The following is a 16,643-nucleotide window of genomic DNA, read 5'->3' as shown; positions in this document are numbered from 1 at the left end:
GTCCGTGAGCCCTCGCACCGGAGCCAGCTACGCGTCCGCGGGCGTCGACATCGAAGCCGGCGACCGCGCCGTCGAGCTGATGAAGGAATGGGTGAGGAAGAGCGCCCGCCCCGAGGTCGTCGGCGGCCTCGGCGGGTTCGCCGGCCTCTTCGACGCCTCGGCGCTGAAGCGCTACGCACGCCCGCTGCTGGCCTCGGCCACCGACGGCGTCGGCACCAAGGTCGACATCGCCCGCGCCCTGGGCGTCCACCACACCCTCGGCCACGACCTCGTCGCGATGGTCATGGACGACATCGTCGTCTGCGGCGCCGAACCGCTGTTCATGACCGACTACCTCTGCGTCGGCAAGGTCCGCCCCGAGCGGGTGGCGGCGATCGTCAAGGGCATCGCCGAGGGCTGCGCGCTGGCCGGCTGCGCGCTGCTCGGCGGCGAGACCGCCGAGCACCCGGGACTGCTCGGCCCGGACGAGTTCGACCTGGCCGGCGCCGGCACGGGCGTCGTCGAGGCGGACCGGCTGCTGGGCGCGGAGCGCGTCCGCACCGGCGACGCGGTGCTCGCGATGGCCTCGTCGGGCCTGCACGCCAACGGGTACTCCCTGGTCCGGCACGTCCTGCTCGACCGGGCCGGGATGCGCCTGGACCAGCACCTCGCCGAACTCGGCCGCACCCTGGGCGAGGAACTGCTGGAACCCACCAGGATCTACGCCGCGGCCTGCCTGGCGCTGACCCGGGCGACGGAGGTGCACGCCTTCGCGCACATCACCGGCGGCGGACTGGCGGGCAACCTCGCCCGGGTGGTCCCGGGCGGGCTGCACGCCACCGTCGACCGCGCGACCTGGACGCCGGGCCCGGTCTTCGACCTGGTCGGCAGGGCCGGCCCGGTCGAACGCCGGGAGCTGGAGCGGACCTTGAACATGGGCGTCGGCATGATCGCCGTCGTGCCGCCGGAGTCCGTGACCACGGCCCTCACCACGCTCGCCGACCACGGGGTGCCCGCCTGGGTCGGCGGCGAGATCGTCGAACGCGGTGACCGCACCGCCGGCGCGGAGCTCGTCGGCGACTACGCCGGCGGATAACGGAGGTAACGGGCCCGCACCGCCCGGAATTTCGCCAGGTCCGCCTGCCAGGCCGCGACGATCTCGTCCGGGTCCGCGCCCGCGTCGATCATCGTGCGGACGGTCGCCGAACCGGTCAGCCGGTCGATGCCGTGATCCGGCCGCCAGGCGAAGCCGGCCCAGACCCGTTTCGCGGTGACCAGCAGGCCGATGCCGGTGCGCACCGGGTCGAAGGCGGCGCGGTCGTGGACGTGCAGCTGCACCCCGCCGATGGTCTTCCCCTGGAACTTCGAGAAGGTGGGCGCGAAGTACGCCTCCCTGAAGTGCACGCCGGGCAGGCCGAGTCCGGTGGCGGCCGCGGCCCAGCGGCGGTCGATGCCGTCGGCGCCGAGCAGTTCGAAGGGGCGGGTGGTGCCGCGCCCCTCGGAGAGGTTGGTGCCCTCGAAGAGGCAGGTGCCCGCGTAGACCAGCGCGGTGTCCGGCGTGGGCATGTTGGGGCTCGGCGGGACCCACGGCAGGCCCGTCGCGTCGTAGAAGTCGCCGCGGTGCCAGCCGCTCATCCGCACGGTCGCGAGCTCCACCGGACGGCCCGCCGCCTGCGGCACGAACTCGCCGTTGAAGAGCAGGGCGAGTTCGGCCACCGTCAGGCCGTGCGCCTGCGCGATCGGCTCCCGGCCCACGAACGAGGCGTAGGCCTTGTCCAGCACCGGGCCGGAGGCGGAGCGGCCGGTGACCGGATTGGGCCGGTCCAGGACCACGAAGCGCTTGCCGGCGAGCACGGCCGCCACCATGCAGTCGTAGAGCGTCCAGATGTAGGTGTAGAAGCGGGCGCCGACGTCCTGGATGTCGAAGACGACGGTGTCGACACCGGAGGCGGTGAAGATGTCCGCGAGCTCCCGGCCGCTCTTGGCGTACGTGTCGTAGACCGGCAGCCCGGTGGCCGGGTCGTCGTAGCGGCCCTCGGACCCGCCCGCCTGCGCGGTGCCCCGGAAGCCGTGCTCGGGCCCGAAGACCGCGGTCAGCCGGACCCGCGGGTCGGCGTGCATCACGTCCACGATGTGCCGCAGCTCGGTCGTGACGCCGGTGGGGTTGGTGATGACGCCGACCCTTTCGCCCGCCAGGAGGCGGTAGCCGTCCGCGGCCAGCCGCGCGAAACCGGTCCGCACCCGCCGTCCGCCGGCCGCCGCCCGCGCGGGCGCCGCGGCCGCGGCCAGGGCCGCACCGGTCGCGCCGGTCGCCGCCAGACGTCCGAGCAGAACGCGCCTCGACAGAGCCATCCGCACACCTCCGTGATCGGGAAAGCCACACCGGTACGTGCGCTGCGCACGCTAACGCGCCCGGCGGCGTCCGGGAACGGGACGGGCCGACCGGGACGGGCCGACCGGGACGTGCCGACCGGAAACCGACTCTTCCGCTGCCACATACCGACTGGTTAGTCTGCCTGTGAGTCGATCCGCGCGACCGAGGGAGACACCGCAGTGGAAGCCGTACGGGACAAGGCCGTCGTCGTGACCGGGGCGGGCGGGGGGATCGGCGCGGCGCTGGCCCGCCGGTTCGCCGCCGAGGGCGCCCGGGTCGTGGTCAACGACCTGGACGAGGCCAAGGCCGAGCAGACCGCCGCGGAGATCGGGGCGGTCGCCGTCGCCGGGGACGCGTCCGGCATCGTCCCGGCCGCCCGCGAGGCGCTCGGCGGCACCATCGACGTCTTCTGCGCCAACGCCGGCGTCGGCACCGGCGGCGGCCCCGACGCGCCCGAGGACGACTGGGCGCTGGCCTGGGACGTCAACGTCATGGCACACGTCCGGGCGGCCCGCGAGCTGGTACCGGAATGGCTGGCGCGCGGCGGCGGCCGCTTCGTCTCCACCGTCTCCGCGGCCGGACTGCTCACCATGGTCGCCGCCGCCCCGTACAGCGTGACCAAGCACGGCGCCTACGCCTTCGCCGAATGGCTCTCGCTCACCTACCGGCACCGCGGGATCGAGGTGCACGCCATCTGTCCGCAGGGCGTACGCACCGACATGCTGGCCGCCACCGGCGCGGCCGGGGACCTGGTGCTCACGCCCACCGCAGTCGAGCCCGCGGCCGTCGCCGACGCGCTGTGCGACGCGATCGAGCAGGGCCGCTTCCTGGTCCTGCCGCACCCGGAGGTCGCGGACTACTACACCGCCCGGGCCACCGACCCCGACCGCTGGCTGACCGCGATGAACCACCTCCAGCAGAAGCTGGAGCAGCGCGAAGGGGGCACCCGGTGACCACGTACCACGACAAGCCCTGGCTGGCCCTGCTCAGCGACGCCCAGCGCGCCCCGGTCCAGCCGCCGCCCTCGGTCCTGCACGCCTTCCGCGCCGCCGCCCACAAGGCCCCGGACCGCACCGCGCTCGCCTACTTCGACGGCCGGCTGTCCTACGCCGAGACCGACGCGCTCTCCGACGGCATCGCCGCCCACCTCGCCACCCGCGGATTCCGGCCCGGCGACCGGGCCGCGATCATGCTGCAGAACACCCCGCAGTTCGTCCTCGCCCTGCTCGGCGTCTGGAAGGCCGGCGGGGTCGTGGTGCCGGTCAACCCCATGTACAAGTCCGCCGAACTGCGGCACGTCCTGGACGACGCCGAGGTCACCGCCGTGATCTGCGCCGACCGCACCTGGGACGGCTTCCTGCGCGCCACCGCCGCGGACGCGCCCTCCGTCCGCCTCGCGCTGACCACCTCCGAGCGCGAGCTGCAGACCCGCGACGACGCCCGGGTGCTGCGCGGGGAGCCGCTCGGGCCGCAGGAGGGAGCCGACGACCTGCTGACCGTCGCCCGCACCGCCACCGGACAGGCCGCGCCGCCGGCCGTTCCCGGGCCGGCCGCCGACGACATCGCGCTGATCAGCTACACCTCCGGCACCAGCGGCACCCCCAAGGGCGCCACCAACACCCACGGCAACCTCACCTACAACGCCGAACGCCAGCGCACCGGCCACCAACTGCCCGAGGGCACCACGTACTTCGCGCTCGCCCCGCTCTTCCACATCACCGGCATGGTCTGCGAACTGGCCACCTGCTTCGCCAACGCCGGCACCCTCGTGCTCGCCTACCGCTTCGAGGCCGGTGTCGTCCTGGACGCCTTCCTGGAGCACCGCCCCGCCTACACGGTCGGCCCCTCCACCGCCTACATGGCGCTGATGGCCCACCCGGACGTCACCCGCGACCACTTCGCGTCCTTCGCGATCATGTCGTCCGGCGGCGCGCCGCTGCCGCCCGCCCTCGTCGAGAAGTTCCGCACCGCCTTCGGCCCGTACCTCCACAACGGCTACGGACTGACCGAGTGCACCGCGCCGTGCGCCAGCGTCCCGCCCGGCCGTCAGGCGCCGGTGGACAAGGTCTCCGGGACCCTCGCGGTCGGCCTGCCCGGCCCGGACACCGTCGTGCGGATCATCGACGACAACGGCGCGGACCTGCCGTTCGGCGAACCGGGCGAGATCGCGGTCCGCGGGCCGCAGGTCGTCCCCGGCTACTGGCGCCGCCCGGACGCCACCGCCGAGGCCCTCCCGGACGGCGAACTGCGCACCGGCGACATCGGCTTCATGGACCCCGACGGCTGGCTCTACGTCGTCGACCGCAAGAAGGACATGATCAACGCCTCCGGCTTCAAGGTGTGGCCGCGCGAGGTCGAGGACGTCCTCTACGGCCACCCCGCGGTGCGCGAGGCGGCGGTGGTCGGGGTGCCCGACGCCTACCGCGGCGAGTCGGTCAAGGCGTACGTGAGCCTGCGCCCGGGGGCCGAGGTGCCGCCCGCCGAGCTGGCCGCGTACTGCAGGGAACGGCTCGCCGCGTACAAATATCCCCGTGAGGTGGAGATCCTGACCGAGCTCCCGAAGACCACGAGTGGCAAGATCCTCCGACGGGAGCTGCGCCACCGCGCATGACGTACGACGAAGGACAGGTGAGGGCGATGGCCGGCACGAAGGACGGCAACGGCAACGGCAACGGCAGCACGAAGCCGGTGGCCCGGCGGCTGCTGGCCACCGCCACCAGGCTCTTCGCGGAACAGGGCTACGACCGCACCTCCGTCCAGGAGATCGTGGACGCGGCGGGCGTCACCAAGGGCGCCCTCTACCACTACTTCGGCTCCAAGGACGACCTGCTGCACGAGGTCTACGGCCGGGTCCTGCGGCTCCAGCAGGAACGCCTCGACCACTTCGCCGGCGCCGACGCCCCGGTCGAGCAGCGGCTGCGGGACGCCGCCGCCGACGTCGTCGTCACCACCATCGAGAACCTCGACGACACCAAGATCTTCTTCCGGTCGATGCACCACCTCAGCCCGGAGAAGGACAAGCAGGTACGCGCCGAACGGCGGCGCTACCACGAACGGTTCCGCGCCCTGATCGAGGAGGGCCAGCGCTCCGGCGTGTTCGCCGCCGACGTCCCCGCCGACCTCGTCGTCGACTACCACTTCGGCTCCGTGCACCACCTCGGCACCTGGTACCGCGAAAACGGCCCCCTCAGCCCGCAACAGGTCGCCGACCACCTGGCCGACCTCCTGCTGCGGGCGCTGCGACCGTAACCGGGGCCGGGACCGGGACCGGGACCGGGATCGTCCCCGGAACCGGAACCGGAACCCGGGGCCGGGGACGGGGAATACCTCCACCCTCCCACCCCGTTGTGGCCCCGCAGGGGGCCCTTCCGTCCCCTACGGGATCCGTTCGACGCCCCCTTACGGGTCCCGGAGGCCTGGCCGCCCCCTACCGGCCTGGGGCCACCCCCTGCCGGCCTGCAGCCGCCCCCACCAGCCAGCCTGCAGCACACCCCCACCAGCCTGCAGCGCACCCCCCGAGCCGGGGCCGCCCCCACGGTACGGCCCCGGCTCGCGTCCACCGCGGCCGGTCCGCCGCCTACTGGTACCGCTTCAACTCCCGCCGCGCCAGGGACCGTTGGTGGACCTCGTCCGGGCCGTCCGCCAGGCGCAGGGTGCGGGCCGCGGCCCACAGTTCGGCGAGTGGGAAGTCCTGGCTCACGCCGCCCGCGCCGTGCAACTGGACCGCCTTGTCGAGGATGTCGACGACCGTGCGCGGTGTGGCGATCTTGATGGCCTGGATCTCGGTGTGGGCGCCCTTGTTGCCGACGGTGTCCATCAGCCACGCGGTCTTCAGCACCAGCAGCCGCAGCTGCTCCACCGCCACCCGGGCGTCGGCGATCCACTCCTGGACGACGCCCTGCCGGGCCAGCGGCTTGCCGAACGCCGTACGGGTCACCGCCCGCTGACACATCAGCTCGATGGCGCGCTCGGCCATGCCGATCAGCCGCATGCAGTGGTGGATCCGGCCGGGGCCGAGCCGGGCCTGGGCGATGCCGAAGCCGCCGCCCTCCTCGCCGATCAGATTGCCCACCGGCACCCGTACGTCGTGGAACACCACCTCGGCATGGCCGCCGTGGTAGTGGTCCTCGTACCCGTAGACCTGCATGGCGCGCTTCACCTCCAGGCCGGGGGTGTCGCGCGGCACCAGGACCATCGACTGCTGGCGGCGCAGGTCCGGTCCGTCCGGGTCGGTCTTGCCCATCACGATGAAGATCTGGCACAGCGGGTTCATCGCGCCGGAGATGTACCACTTGCGGCCGTTGATGACGTAGTCGTCGCCGTCCCGCTCGATGTGCGTGGTGATGTTGGTGGCGTCCGACGAGGCCACGTCCGGTTCGGTCATCGCGAACGCCGACCGGATCTCGCCGGCCAGCAGCGGCTCCAGCCACTGCTTCTTCTGCGCCTCGTTGCCGAACTGCGCCAGCACCTCCATGTTGCCGGTGTCCGGCGCCGCGCAGTTCAGCGCGGTCGGCGCCAGCTGCGGGCTGCGGCCGGTGATCTCGGCCAGCGGCGCGTACTGGAGATTGGTCAGCCCGGCGCCGTACTCCTCGTCCGGCAGGAACAGGTTCCACAACCCCTGCCGGCGGGCCTCCGCCTTCAGTTCCTCGACGACCGCCGGGGTGTCCCACGGCGAGGCGAGGCCGGCCCGCTGCTCGTGGGCGGTCCGCTCGGCGGGGAGGACGTGCTCGTCCATGAACGTCAGCAGCCGCGCGCGCAGCTCCTCGGTCCGGGCGTCGAATGCGAAGTCCATGGGCTCAGCCTTCCTTGAGGGTGGTCAGTCCGCGGTCGATGAAGACGGGCACGAGCTCGCCGATCCGGTCGAAACCGGCGCCGACGGTCTGGCCGAGCGTGAAGCGGTAGTGGATGCCTTCGAGGATCACCGCGAGCTTGAACCAGGCGAACGCGGTGTACCAGGCGATGGCCGAGGTGTCCCGGCCCGAGCGGGCCGCGTAACGCTCGATCAGCGCGGCGGGGGAGGGGTGGCCCAGGGCGCCGCTGGTCGTACTGACCGGGGACTCGGGCAGGCCCAGGTCCGAGCTGTACATCGCCAGCAGACCGAGGTCGGTCAGCGGGTCACCGAGGGTGGACATCTCCCAGTCCAGCACGGCCTTGATCGTGTCGTCGGCGCCGACCAGGACGTTGTCCAGCCGGTAGTCGCCGTGCACGACGGCCGGCGCGGGCGAGGCGGGCAGTGCCCGGCCGAGCGCCTCGTGCAGCTCGTCGATCCCGGCCAGTTCACGGTTCTTCGAGGCGGCCAGCTGCTTGCCCCAGCGCCGCAGCTGGCGCTCCAGGAAGCCCTCCGGACGGCCGAAGTCGCCCAGCCCCACCGCCTCCGGGTCCACGGCGTGCAGCTCCACCAGCGTGTCCACCAGGGACAGCACCACGGCGCGGGTGCGCTCCGGGCCGAGCGGCGCCAGCTGGGCGGCGGTGCGGTACGGCGTGCCCTCGACCAGCTCCATCACGTAGAACGGGGCGCCGATCACCGACTCGTCCTCGCACAGCAGCAGCGTCTCGGGCACCGGCACCGGCGTGGGGTGCAGGGCGCTGATCACCCGGTGCTCGCGCCGCATGTCGTGCGCGGTGGCCAGGACGTGGCCGAGCGGCGGCCGTCGGACGACCCACCGGGCGGTGCCGTCGGTGACCCGGTAGGTGAGGTTGGACCGCCCGCCCTCGATCAGCTCCGCCCGCAGCGGGCCGCCGGCCAGCCCGGGCCGCTCCCGGTCCAGGTGCGCGCGCAGCCGCGCCAGGTCGAGGCCGGGGGGATCCTCCCGGTCCGGGGCCGTGGGGGGAGGGGTGCCCTTGCTCATCGTGCTCCTCCGTGGGGAGTGGACGGTCCGACGGTTCCGTGGGGAGTGGACGGTCCGACGGTCGATCGGTCGTGGCACGATCATGCCGACTAGTCGGTATGGCGTCCAGTGGCGGTACGTGGGGCGTCCGTCACGCACCGCCGCACGGGAGGATTCCGGCCACCCCCGGCCGCCGCCTCAGGCGTGACAGGCCACCGGCACGCCGCCGTTCATCACCGCCATGTCGCCGAACCCGACCAGCGGATCGAGCGGGGCCCCCGGCGCCCCGCCCGCCAGCTCCGCGTACGCCCGGTGCAGATTGGCCACCAGCCGCTCCGACTCCGCCAGCTCCGCGAACGGGCCGAGCTCCGCCCGCTGTGCCACCTGAAGCGGGGTACGGCCGGCCGCCCGGCCCTCCTGCGCCAGCTCACCGACGAACCGCAGATAGCGCTCGATGACGTCGTACACCTCGGGCCCGGCGACCGGGCCGTGGCCGGGGACGACGGTGACCGCGTCCAGCGAGCGCAGCAGCTCGACCGCCGTGAGCGAGCCGGTGAGCGAGCCCATGAACAGGAACGGGGTGCCGCCGTGGAAGACCAGGTCCCCGGCGAAGACGATGCGCTGCCGGGGCAGCCAGACCACGGTGTCCCCGGGCGTATGGGCCACCCCCGGGTGGATCAGCCGTACCTCGGTGCTCCCGAGGCGGAGGGTGAGCTCGTCGGTGTAGGTGACGGTCGGCGGGGTGAGCCGGATGTCGCCGTACTCCACCTCCGGCCAGACGGCGTGCAGTTGGTGCCCGGCGGCCAGCAGCTCCCGGCGGCAGGCGGCGTGCCCGATGACGGTCGCCTCGGGCGCGAAGACCCCGTTGCCGTAGGTGTGGTCGCCGTGGTGGTGGGTGTTGACCACGAACCGGGGCGCCGGGGCGCCGCTCTCCGCGATCCGCCGCCGCAGCAGCCGGGCCCGGCGCTCGGTGGCGGCGGTGTCCACGACGAGGGTGGTGCCGCCGTCGGTGAGGAAGCCCGCGTTGTTCAGGCACCAGCCACCGTCCGGCTGGACGAAGGCGTGCACCCCGCCCGCGACCTCGGTCAGATACGGCTCCTCCGGTCCGCTCCGCCCGGCCGCCGTGGTCCGTTCCGCCGCTTCCGTCATGGCTGCGCCTCCTGCTCCGATGCGACGTCAGTGCCCCACCCCGCACGGGGAGTTCGGGTACGCTCCGCCGCCGCGGGTCGGGCCACGGTACCCCCGCCGCCCGCCCCGACGGGAAACCGACGGCCGGGCCCACGGGCCCCGGCCCCGCAGATCACCCCGGTACAGGAACGGCCCCTGCCGCAGCAGCGGCTCACCCCTGCAGCAGGATCGCCGCACCGCACAGCGCCAGCGCGAGCGTGCAGCCGACCAGCAGCAACGCGGACCGCGGCGGCAGCCCCGGCGGGCGGCCGGTGGCCATGGCCCGCATCCTGCGGTGCGCGACGACGACGAAGCCGAGCCACCACAGGCCGGTCAGCGCCGCCACCGCCGCCACCGCCGCCCCGTGCTCCGCGTTCCTCAGCAGCTGCCGGCCGGCCAGCAGTGCCACGACCGTGGCGGACAGGGTGGTCCGCCGCCAGGCCAGCCGGGTCCGCTCCGGCTGCAGCCCCGGATCCCGGTCCGACGCCGGCCGCGGCCCCGCCCCGGCGCCGCCCGCCCCCGGCTCCGCCCGTGCCATCGCCTAGTTCGTCCGGCCCAGCAGCACCAGCACGACCACCGCCGCCGCGAGCAGCCCGACGGCCAGCGCCAGCGCACTGGGGAAGCGGGACACCGGCAGGTCCTCGCCGCGCCGCATCGCCCGCTCGCAGCGCACCCAGTGGTTGACCGCCCGCAGCGCGCACAGTCCGCCGGCTACCAGCAGGACGACGGTGAAGCTCACCCGCAGCGTGCCGTGCAGCCGGGGCAGGAACTGGTCCACCGCGAACCCGCCGCCGATCAGCGCCAGCCCGGTCCGCAACCAGGCCAGGAACGTCCGCTCGTTGGCCAGCGAGAACCGGTAGTCGGGGGTCGACCCCTCTTCCCGGACGCGCGCGGGCACGAACCAGAGCCGTACCGCCTCGCCGGCCGCCCGCAGCCCACCGCCGCGGCTCATCGCCGACGCCCGCCCGTCCGGGGTGTCCCGCAGCCGGCCCGCATCAGCACTCCCCCCGCTCCCGCCGGGCGAGCAGCTGCCGGTACGCGGCCATCCCGTCCGGCGTCCACGGCCATACGTCCAGCCGGGCGATCAGCTCCTCATCGGTCAGGAACGCGTACCAGTCGATCTCCGCCTCCTGCGGGGTGACCGGCAGCGTGCAGCGCACCTGGTACACCGCCGACCACCACGTGTGCTCGGCCGTTTCGTAGAGGAACTTGAACAGCGGCTCCGGCTGCGGCAGCCCCCGCACGCCCAGCTCCTCCTCGGCCTCGCGCAGCGCCGCCTGGTCGTAGCTCTCACCGGCCCCCACCACACCGCCCACGAACATGTCGTAGTGCGCGGGGAACACCAGCTTCTCCGGGGTGCGGCGGTGCACGAAGATCCGGTCCTCGGCGTCCCGGACCAGCACGAAGGCGGCACGCGTACGCATCCGCCGCGCATAGCTCTCGCCGCGCGGGGCCTGCCCCACGACCTGGTCGTTCTCGTCGACGATGTCGAGCACCTCGTCAGCGTTCATGGGGTCATTGTCCCCACCCGTCCGCTGCGCTTTGCGTTGCCTCCCACGTACTGGTCTTTCCCGCCGCGGGGTGTCTCGCCGTGGCGCCTGGCGGCGGGCGTGGTGTGTCGGGCGCGGTGACAGCCCTCCAGACTTCGTCCTCCGGTCCGTCCCCTCCCGGTACGCGGGCGAAGGATCAGTGCGGCTGCATTTCGCGGACGTCCGAAGGGCGGCCCGCGCCCGGTGGCATCGCCGGGTGGGTGCCGATCAGGACGATGCCCGCGACCACGGCCGCGATACCGGCGGCCTCCCAGGCCAGTGCGCCGGCGGTGACCCGTAGCTGGTCGCCGAGGAAACCGACCCCGCACAGGATCCCGGCCAGCGGCTGGGCCGCGGTCAGCGCGGGCAGGGACAGTCTCAGCGGTGCCGATTCGAAGGCGCTCTGCACCATCACCAGGGCCAGGACACCGAGCACCACGATGGCGTAGGGCTGCCATCTGGTGAGCAGGGCCGACCAGCCGCCCTGGCCGAAGTGCTCGCCGCTGATCCGCGTCAGCGCGTCCTGCAGGCCGTATATCAAGCCGGCCGCCACGCCCAGCAGCGCGGCCTCCAGGCTCACGTGCGTCCGCTCCCGTTTGGCCACCGCCGCCAGCACCAGGGCGGTGCCCAGCACGATGCCCATGATCAGCCACTGCCAGAGGTGATCGGTGCTGCGCTGACCGCCCCGCGGCCGGCCGGCCACGATGAACGCGGTGACCCCGCCGGCCAGCAGCCACAGCCCGGCCCAGCCGGTGCGGCCCAGCCGCTGTTTGGTCAGCCGTCTCGACAGCGCCATCGCGAACAGCAGATTGGTCGCGAGCAAGGGCTCCACCAGAGTGATGTCGCCCATCCCCAGCGCGACCGCGCCCAGTGCCATGCCGACCACCATCAGGCCGATGCCGGCCACCCACAGCGGCATCCGGACGAGGTCGAACAGCAGACGCAGGGAGAGGTAGTCCTTCATCGGAGCGTGCTGTGCGGCGGCTTGCTGGAGTACGAAGCCGAGTCCCAGACAGCAGGCCGCTCCGAGGGCGAGCAGTATCACCGTCACGTCGCACCTCTATCGCGCGGGGCGGGGGATGCGCCTGAGGATAGCCATCCGGCGGCGGGTGAGGGGTGGCGCTGGTCACTCCCATTCTCCCGCGCGCCTTCCTCTACTGCGCGGTAACGGACGGTTGACGCGGCAGTCGGGTGCACTGAGGATCGTTCCACCCGGGCGGCGCGGGGGCGGCCGGAACGCCCGCGCCCCGGCGAGGAGAGGCTACTGATGGCGTACGACGCTGATGTGATCGTGATCGGAGCGGGGCTGGCGGGCCTGGCGGCCACCGCGGAACTGGTGGACGCCGGGCGCACGGTGATCCTGCTCGACCAGGAGCCCGAGCAGTCCCTCGGTGGGCAGGCGCACTGGTCCTTCGGCGGCCTCTTCCTCGTCGACTCGCCCGAACAGCGCCGGATGCGGATCCGCGACAGCCACGCCCTGGCGTGGCAGGACTGGCTCGGCACGGCCGGATTCGACCGTCCGGAGGACCACTGGCCCCGCAAATGGGCCGAGGCCTACGTCGACTTCGCGGCCGGCGAGAAGCGGTCCTGGCTGCACCGGCAGGGCGTGCGGTTCTTCCCCGTCGTGGGCTGGGCCGAGCGCGGCGGCTACGACGCGACCGGGCACGGCAACTCCGTCCCCCGCTTCCACGTCACCTGGGGCACCGGCCCCGGCCTGGTCGCGCCGTTCGAGCGCCGGGTGCGGGCCGGGGCCGCGCGCGGCCTGGTGGACCTCCGCTTCCGGCACCGGGTCACCTCCCTCACCCGCAGCGCCGGCGCCGTGGACACGGTCGGCGGCGAGGTCCTGGCGCCCTCGGACGTCCCGCGCGGCAGGCCCAGCAGCCGCGAGGTGACCGGCGCCTTCGAGCTGCGGGCGCAGGCCGTGGTCGTCACCTCCGGCGGCATCGGCGGCAACCACGAGCTGGTGCGCGCCAACTGGCCCGAGCGCCTGGGCACCCCGCCGGCGCGGATGCTGTCCGGCGTGCCCGCGCACGTCGACGGCAAGATGCTGGGCATCACCGAGGCGGCCGGCGGACGGATCGTCAACCGCGACCGGATGTGGCACTACACCGAGGGCATCGACAACTGGAACCCGATCTGGCCGCTGCACGGCATCCGGATCCTCTCCGGCCCCTCGCCGCTGTGGCTGGACGCCCGCGGCCGGCGGCTGCCGGTGCCGCTGTTCCCGGGCTTCGACACCCTGGGCACCCTCGAACACATCATGCGCACCGGGCACGACCACACCTGGTTCGTGCTCACCCGGAAGATCATCGAGAAGGAGTTCACGCTCTCCGGCTCCGAGCAGAACCCGGATCTGACCGGCAAGAGCATCCGGGACGTGCTGGGCCGGGCCAGGGGCGGCGCGCCCGCTCCGGTGCAGGCATTCATGGACCGGGGCGCGGACTTCATCGTCGAGCGCTCGCTGCCCGACCTGGTACGGCGGATGAACGCGCTCACCAAGGAGCCGCTGATCGACGAGGCCGCGCTGCGCGGCGAGATCGTGGCCCGGGACCGGGAGATCACCAACTCCTTCACCAAGGACCTCCAGGTGACGGCGATGCGCGGGGCCCGCAAGTACCTCGGCGACCGGCTGATCCGCACCGCGGCCCCGCACCGGCTGCTCGACCCCAAGGCCGGCCCGCTGATCGCCGTCCGGCTGAGCATCCTCACCCGCAAGACGCTCGGCGGGCTGGAGACCGACCTCTCCTCGCGGGTGCTGACCGACGGCGGGACGCCCCTGCCCGGCGTCTACGCGGCGGGCGAGGCGGCCGGTTTTGGGGGTGGCGGGGTGCACGGCTACCGTTCGCTGGAGGGCACCTTCCTCGGCGGCTGCCTCTTCTCCGGCCGTACGGCGGGCCGGGCGGCGGCCCGGGCGGTGGCCTGACGGGCGGCGGCCCGGACGGGCGGTGGCCTGGCGGGCGGCGCCCCGGGCTGTGGCCGGACGGGGCGGCGGTCCGGAAGGCCATGGGTGCGGCCCGCGCGGCGTGCCCCCGGAGGCGTTGGCGGATCCAGCCATTCCTCTTTCCGCCTTGACGGGGAGCTCTACGTAGCGCTTTGCTGTGCGTGATGACTGGTGCGGACCAGACCGTCACCCTCTGCACAGGTGCGCGCAAACCCGGCCCCGCCCACCAAGGACGACAGGTGCGGCGCACGACCGGCGCGGCGCGCCATGGAGCCCGCTGACCCGTGATGTCGATTTCCCCCTCGCCGCCCCTGACCCCCGCGGCCCTCGGCCCCGCCGGCCGCGCAGCCGGCCCGGCCACCGGCCCCGCCCTGGACGACGCCGAGCTGGCCGTCGCCGCCGACGCGCTCGCGCTCGGCCAGTGGGCCCGGGTGCGCACCCTGCTCGCCGAGACCGGCACCGACTGGGACCGCCGGGGCCACCGATTAACGGTGCTGGCCGGCTGCCCGGGCAGTGCCGCCTGGGCCGGTGACTGGCAGCTCGCCGAACCGGACAGCGGCGATGCGGCCACCCTCCTCGCCGTCGCCACCGTCCGGCGGGCGCTGCGCGGCGAGACCGGCACCGATGCCGCCGCCGCGGCCTGCGCGGCCGCCGCCCGGCTGCTGCCCGACGACCCCACGCCCTGGCTCGGCGCCCTGATCCTGGCCCGCCGCACCGGCACCGCGGACGCCCGCGACCACGCCTTCCGGCAGATCCGGGCCCGGCACCCCGAGCACCACCACGCCCACCACCTGATGGTCGCCTGCCTGGCCGAACAGCAGCCGCACGCCGCCGACGACCCGCGGCACCCGGCCCATGACTTCGCCGCCCGGGCCGCGGCCCGGGCCCCCGCGGACTCCCCGCTCGCCCTGCTCCCCGTCGTCGCACACGCCGAGCGCTACCGCGTACGGGTCGCCGCCGGGCTGGAGCCGCCCGACCCGGCGTACTCCGGCCACTGGACCACCCGGCACGCGCACCGGCTCCGGCAGGCCGCCTTCGACTGGTGGCTGGAATGGGAGGGCGAGGACCACCCCCGCGGCAAGGTCGACCTCAACTTCCTGGCCCACGCCACCTTCCACGAGGGACGGATGGCCGAGGCCGCCGCCCTCTTCGCGCGGATCGGCCGGTACCGGACCCGCGCCCCCTGGGGGTACGGGGGCCGCGACCCCGTCCGCGCCTTCCGGGCCGCCCGCGACACCGCCCTCGGCCGCACGGCCGGGGGAGCCGCCCCGGCCCGGCCGGCCGGCAGATGACGAAAGTCTGACGCCGGGGCCCGGACACTGGCCCCGGCGCCCGCGCGGTGTTCGAATCGAGGAGTGACCAAGGACGCGAATCCGGCCCGCCCGGCCGACCACGACGGGGACCGGCACGGCACGCCCGTCGGCCGCCGGGTGGTGCTCGGAATGCTCGCGGCCGGCGCCGCCGGCGTCGCCGCGGCCCCCTACCTCCAGCGCGCCTACGACGAAACCCTCGGCGCCGCCGCGCAGAACGACCCCACCGGCCTGTCCGGTCTGCTGCCCGCCGGCGGCGGCTTCCGCTACTACTCGGTGACCGGTTCCGTCCCGCACAAGGACGAGAACGGCTACCGCCTCACCATCGACGGCCTGGTGCGCCACCGCGCCAGCTACCGTCTCGCCGACCTGCGCGCCCTGCCGCAGACCCGGCTGGTCCGCGACGTGCAGTGCGTAACCGGCTGGCGGGTGCCCCGCACCCCGTTCGAGGGGGTGCGGCTGGCCACCCTCCTCGACGCCGCCGGGGTCCGCCCCGAGGCCAAGGCCGTCCGCTTCACCTGCTTCGACGGCGCCTACAGCGAATCCCTCACCCTCGAACAGGCCCGCCGCCACGACGTGCTGATCGCCCTGCGGATGCAGGACCGGCCGCTCGGCCACGACCACGGCGGGCCGGTGCGCCTCTACGTCGCGCCCATGTACTTCTACAAGTCGGCGAAGTGGCTCTCCGGGATCACCGTCACCGACCACGTCCAGCCCGGATACTGGGAGCAGCTCGGATATGACGTCGACGCCTGGGTCGGCCGGTCGAACGGACGGGACGATGTCCCCACGACCTGACAGCGGCGCCGGTTCCTCCGCGGACCGCCCCCGCGTCCCGCGCTTCACCCGCGCCGAACACCGGGTGCACCGCGCCACCGCCGGCCTCATGGCCGTCTGCGTGGCCACTGCGGCCTGCCTCTACCTCCCCTTCCTCGCCCAACTCGTCGGCCGCCGCGCCCTGATGGTCACCCTCCACGAGTGGTCCGGCATCCTGCTGCCGGTCCCGCTGCTGCTCGGCCTGGCCTCCCGTGCGCTGCGCGCCGACCTCACCCGCCTCAACCGCTTCGGCCCGCACGAATGGCGCTGGCTGCGGGCCGTACTGCGCCGCCGGGGAGCCCGCCCGGCCGGCAAGTTCAACGCCGGCCAGAAGCTGTACGCCGCCTGGCTCGCCGGCGCGGTGCTGGTGATGACCGGCACCGGCCTGCTGATGTGGTTCACACACCTGGCACCCCTGGTCTGGCGCACCGGCGCCACCTTCGTCCACGACTGGCTCGCCCTCAGCCTGCTCATCGTGATCGGCGGCCACATCTGGATGGCGTACCGGGACCCCGAGTCGAGGGTGGGGCTGCGCACCGGGTCGGTCGACACGGCATGGGCGCGGCGTGAACACCCGTTGTGGACGCCGGAGGACGGGAAGGACGGGGGTCCGTAGGCAGTCCTTGCGGGGGCGTACCCCCAGACGCCGCGAAACCGTCGGCGGCCAACTGTCTGCGGCGAACCGCCTGCGGCCGACTG

Annotated in this window: 16 protein-coding genes; 8 read left to right on the top strand and 8 right to left on the bottom strand. The window is 73.9% G+C overall.

From position 1 onward, the window contains the following. Positions 1 to 4 precede the first annotated feature (4 nt). Complete coding sequence (gene purM / locus AB0G35_RS23310; RefSeq protein ID WP_360952617.1) at positions 5 to 1,075, top strand: phosphoribosylformylglycinamidine cyclo-ligase; 1,071 nt, start codon at positions 5 to 7, stop codon at positions 1,073 to 1,075. On the opposite strand, the gene AB0G35_RS23305 is transcribed toward purM, so the two are convergent. Continuing rightward, positions 1,060 to 2,331 (bottom strand): DUF1343 domain-containing protein, encoded by a 1,272-nt coding sequence (locus AB0G35_RS23305; RefSeq protein ID WP_360952614.1) that lies wholly within the window; start codon positions 2,329 to 2,331, stop codon positions 1,060 to 1,062. The genes purM and AB0G35_RS23305 overlap by 16 nt on opposite strands. A gap of 201 nt (positions 2,332 to 2,532) precedes the next feature. On the opposite strand from AB0G35_RS23305, the gene AB0G35_RS23300 reads away from it, so the two are divergent. The 3 genes from AB0G35_RS23300 to AB0G35_RS23290 are packed head-to-tail and all read left to right on the top strand — an operon-like array spanning position 2,533 to position 5,602. Continuing rightward, positions 2,533 to 3,306, top strand: a complete 774-nt coding sequence (locus tag AB0G35_RS23300) for an SDR family oxidoreductase (protein WP_360952611.1) — start codon at positions 2,533 to 2,535, stop codon at positions 3,304 to 3,306. Continuing rightward, entirely contained in the window at positions 3,303 to 4,964 is a 1,662-nt protein-coding gene (locus tag AB0G35_RS23295) for an AMP-binding protein (RefSeq protein ID WP_360952608.1), read from the top strand. Before AB0G35_RS23300 ends, AB0G35_RS23295 begins: the two co-directional genes overlap by 4 nt. Positions 4,965 to 4,990: 26 nt before the next feature. After that, positions 4,991 to 5,602 carry a TetR/AcrR family transcriptional regulator gene (locus AB0G35_RS23290; protein ID WP_360952605.1) on the top strand — a complete coding sequence of 204 codons (612 nt, stop codon included), beginning with the start codon at positions 4,991 to 4,993 and terminating at the stop codon, positions 5,600 to 5,602. Positions 5,603 to 5,930: 328 nt separating this feature from the next. Here the strand turns inward: AB0G35_RS23290 and AB0G35_RS23285 are convergent, their stop codons facing one another. From AB0G35_RS23285 to AB0G35_RS23255, 7 genes are all read right to left on the bottom strand, one after another. Continuing rightward, entirely contained in the window at positions 5,931 to 7,145 is a 1,215-nt protein-coding gene (locus AB0G35_RS23285) for an acyl-CoA dehydrogenase family protein (RefSeq protein ID WP_360952602.1), read from the bottom strand. Positions 7,146 to 7,149: 4 nt separating this feature from the next. Continuing rightward, the gene (locus AB0G35_RS23280; RefSeq protein ID WP_360952599.1) at positions 7,150 to 8,202 is read right to left on the bottom strand and encodes a phosphotransferase family protein; all 1,053 of its coding nucleotides are present in this window, start codon (positions 8,200 to 8,202) and stop codon (positions 7,150 to 7,152) included. A gap of 177 nt (positions 8,203 to 8,379) precedes the next feature. Beyond that, on the bottom strand, positions 8,380 to 9,330 hold the full coding sequence (locus AB0G35_RS23275) for an MBL fold metallo-hydrolase (RefSeq protein ID WP_360952596.1): 951 nt from the start codon (positions 9,328 to 9,330) through the stop codon (positions 8,380 to 8,382). 190 nt (positions 9,331 to 9,520) lie between these two features. Continuing rightward, complete coding sequence (locus AB0G35_RS23270; protein ID WP_360952593.1) at positions 9,521 to 9,886, bottom strand: DUF202 domain-containing protein; 366 nt, start codon at positions 9,884 to 9,886, stop codon at positions 9,521 to 9,523. Positions 9,887 to 9,889: 3 nt separating this feature from the next. Next, positions 9,890 to 10,300, bottom strand: a complete 411-nt coding sequence (locus AB0G35_RS23265) for a DUF202 domain-containing protein (RefSeq protein ID WP_360952590.1) — start codon at positions 10,298 to 10,300, stop codon at positions 9,890 to 9,892. Between the two features lie 43 nt (positions 10,301 to 10,343). Beyond that, positions 10,344 to 10,859, bottom strand: coding sequence for an NUDIX domain-containing protein (locus tag AB0G35_RS23260; protein ID WP_360952587.1), 516 nt, complete (start codon positions 10,857 to 10,859; stop codon positions 10,344 to 10,346). A gap of 175 nt (positions 10,860 to 11,034) precedes the next feature. Next, positions 11,035 to 11,928: a DMT family transporter gene (locus tag AB0G35_RS23255; RefSeq protein WP_360952584.1), complete on the bottom strand. Its 894-nt coding sequence runs from the start codon at positions 11,926 to 11,928 to the stop codon at positions 11,035 to 11,037. A 216-nt stretch (positions 11,929 to 12,144) separates the two neighbouring features. Here AB0G35_RS23255 and AB0G35_RS23250 point away from each other — a divergent pair, with 216 nt between their 5' ends. The 4 genes from AB0G35_RS23250 to AB0G35_RS23235 all read left to right on the top strand — a co-directional run bounded on the left by AB0G35_RS23250 (position 12,145) and on the right by AB0G35_RS23235 (position 16,560). Next, the gene (locus AB0G35_RS23250) at positions 12,145 to 13,800 is read left to right on the top strand and encodes an FAD-binding dehydrogenase (RefSeq protein ID WP_360952581.1); all 1,656 of its coding nucleotides are present in this window, start codon (positions 12,145 to 12,147) and stop codon (positions 13,798 to 13,800) included. 305 nt (positions 13,801 to 14,105) lie between these two features. Then, complete coding sequence (locus tag AB0G35_RS23245) at positions 14,106 to 15,110, top strand: hypothetical protein (protein ID WP_360952578.1); 1,005 nt, start codon at positions 14,106 to 14,108, stop codon at positions 15,108 to 15,110. A 150-nt stretch (positions 15,111 to 15,260) separates the two neighbouring features. Then, positions 15,261 to 15,926, top strand: a complete 666-nt coding sequence (locus tag AB0G35_RS23240) for a molybdopterin-dependent oxidoreductase (protein WP_360952671.1) — start codon at positions 15,261 to 15,263, stop codon at positions 15,924 to 15,926. Beyond that, positions 15,910 to 16,560: a cytochrome b/b6 domain-containing protein gene (locus tag AB0G35_RS23235; RefSeq protein ID WP_360952575.1), complete on the top strand. Its 651-nt coding sequence runs from the start codon at positions 15,910 to 15,912 to the stop codon at positions 16,558 to 16,560. The genes AB0G35_RS23240 and AB0G35_RS23235 overlap by 17 nt, the downstream gene beginning before the upstream one ends. The last annotated feature ends 83 nt before the right edge of the window (positions 16,561 to 16,643 follow it).

Source organism: Streptomyces sp. NPDC021749 (genome assembly GCF_040640655.1).
Lineage (GTDB): Bacteria > Actinomycetota > Actinomycetes > Streptomycetales > Streptomycetaceae > Streptomyces.
Note: the sequence above shows the minus strand (reverse complement) of the source record. Positions and strands in the feature narration are given on the sequence as shown.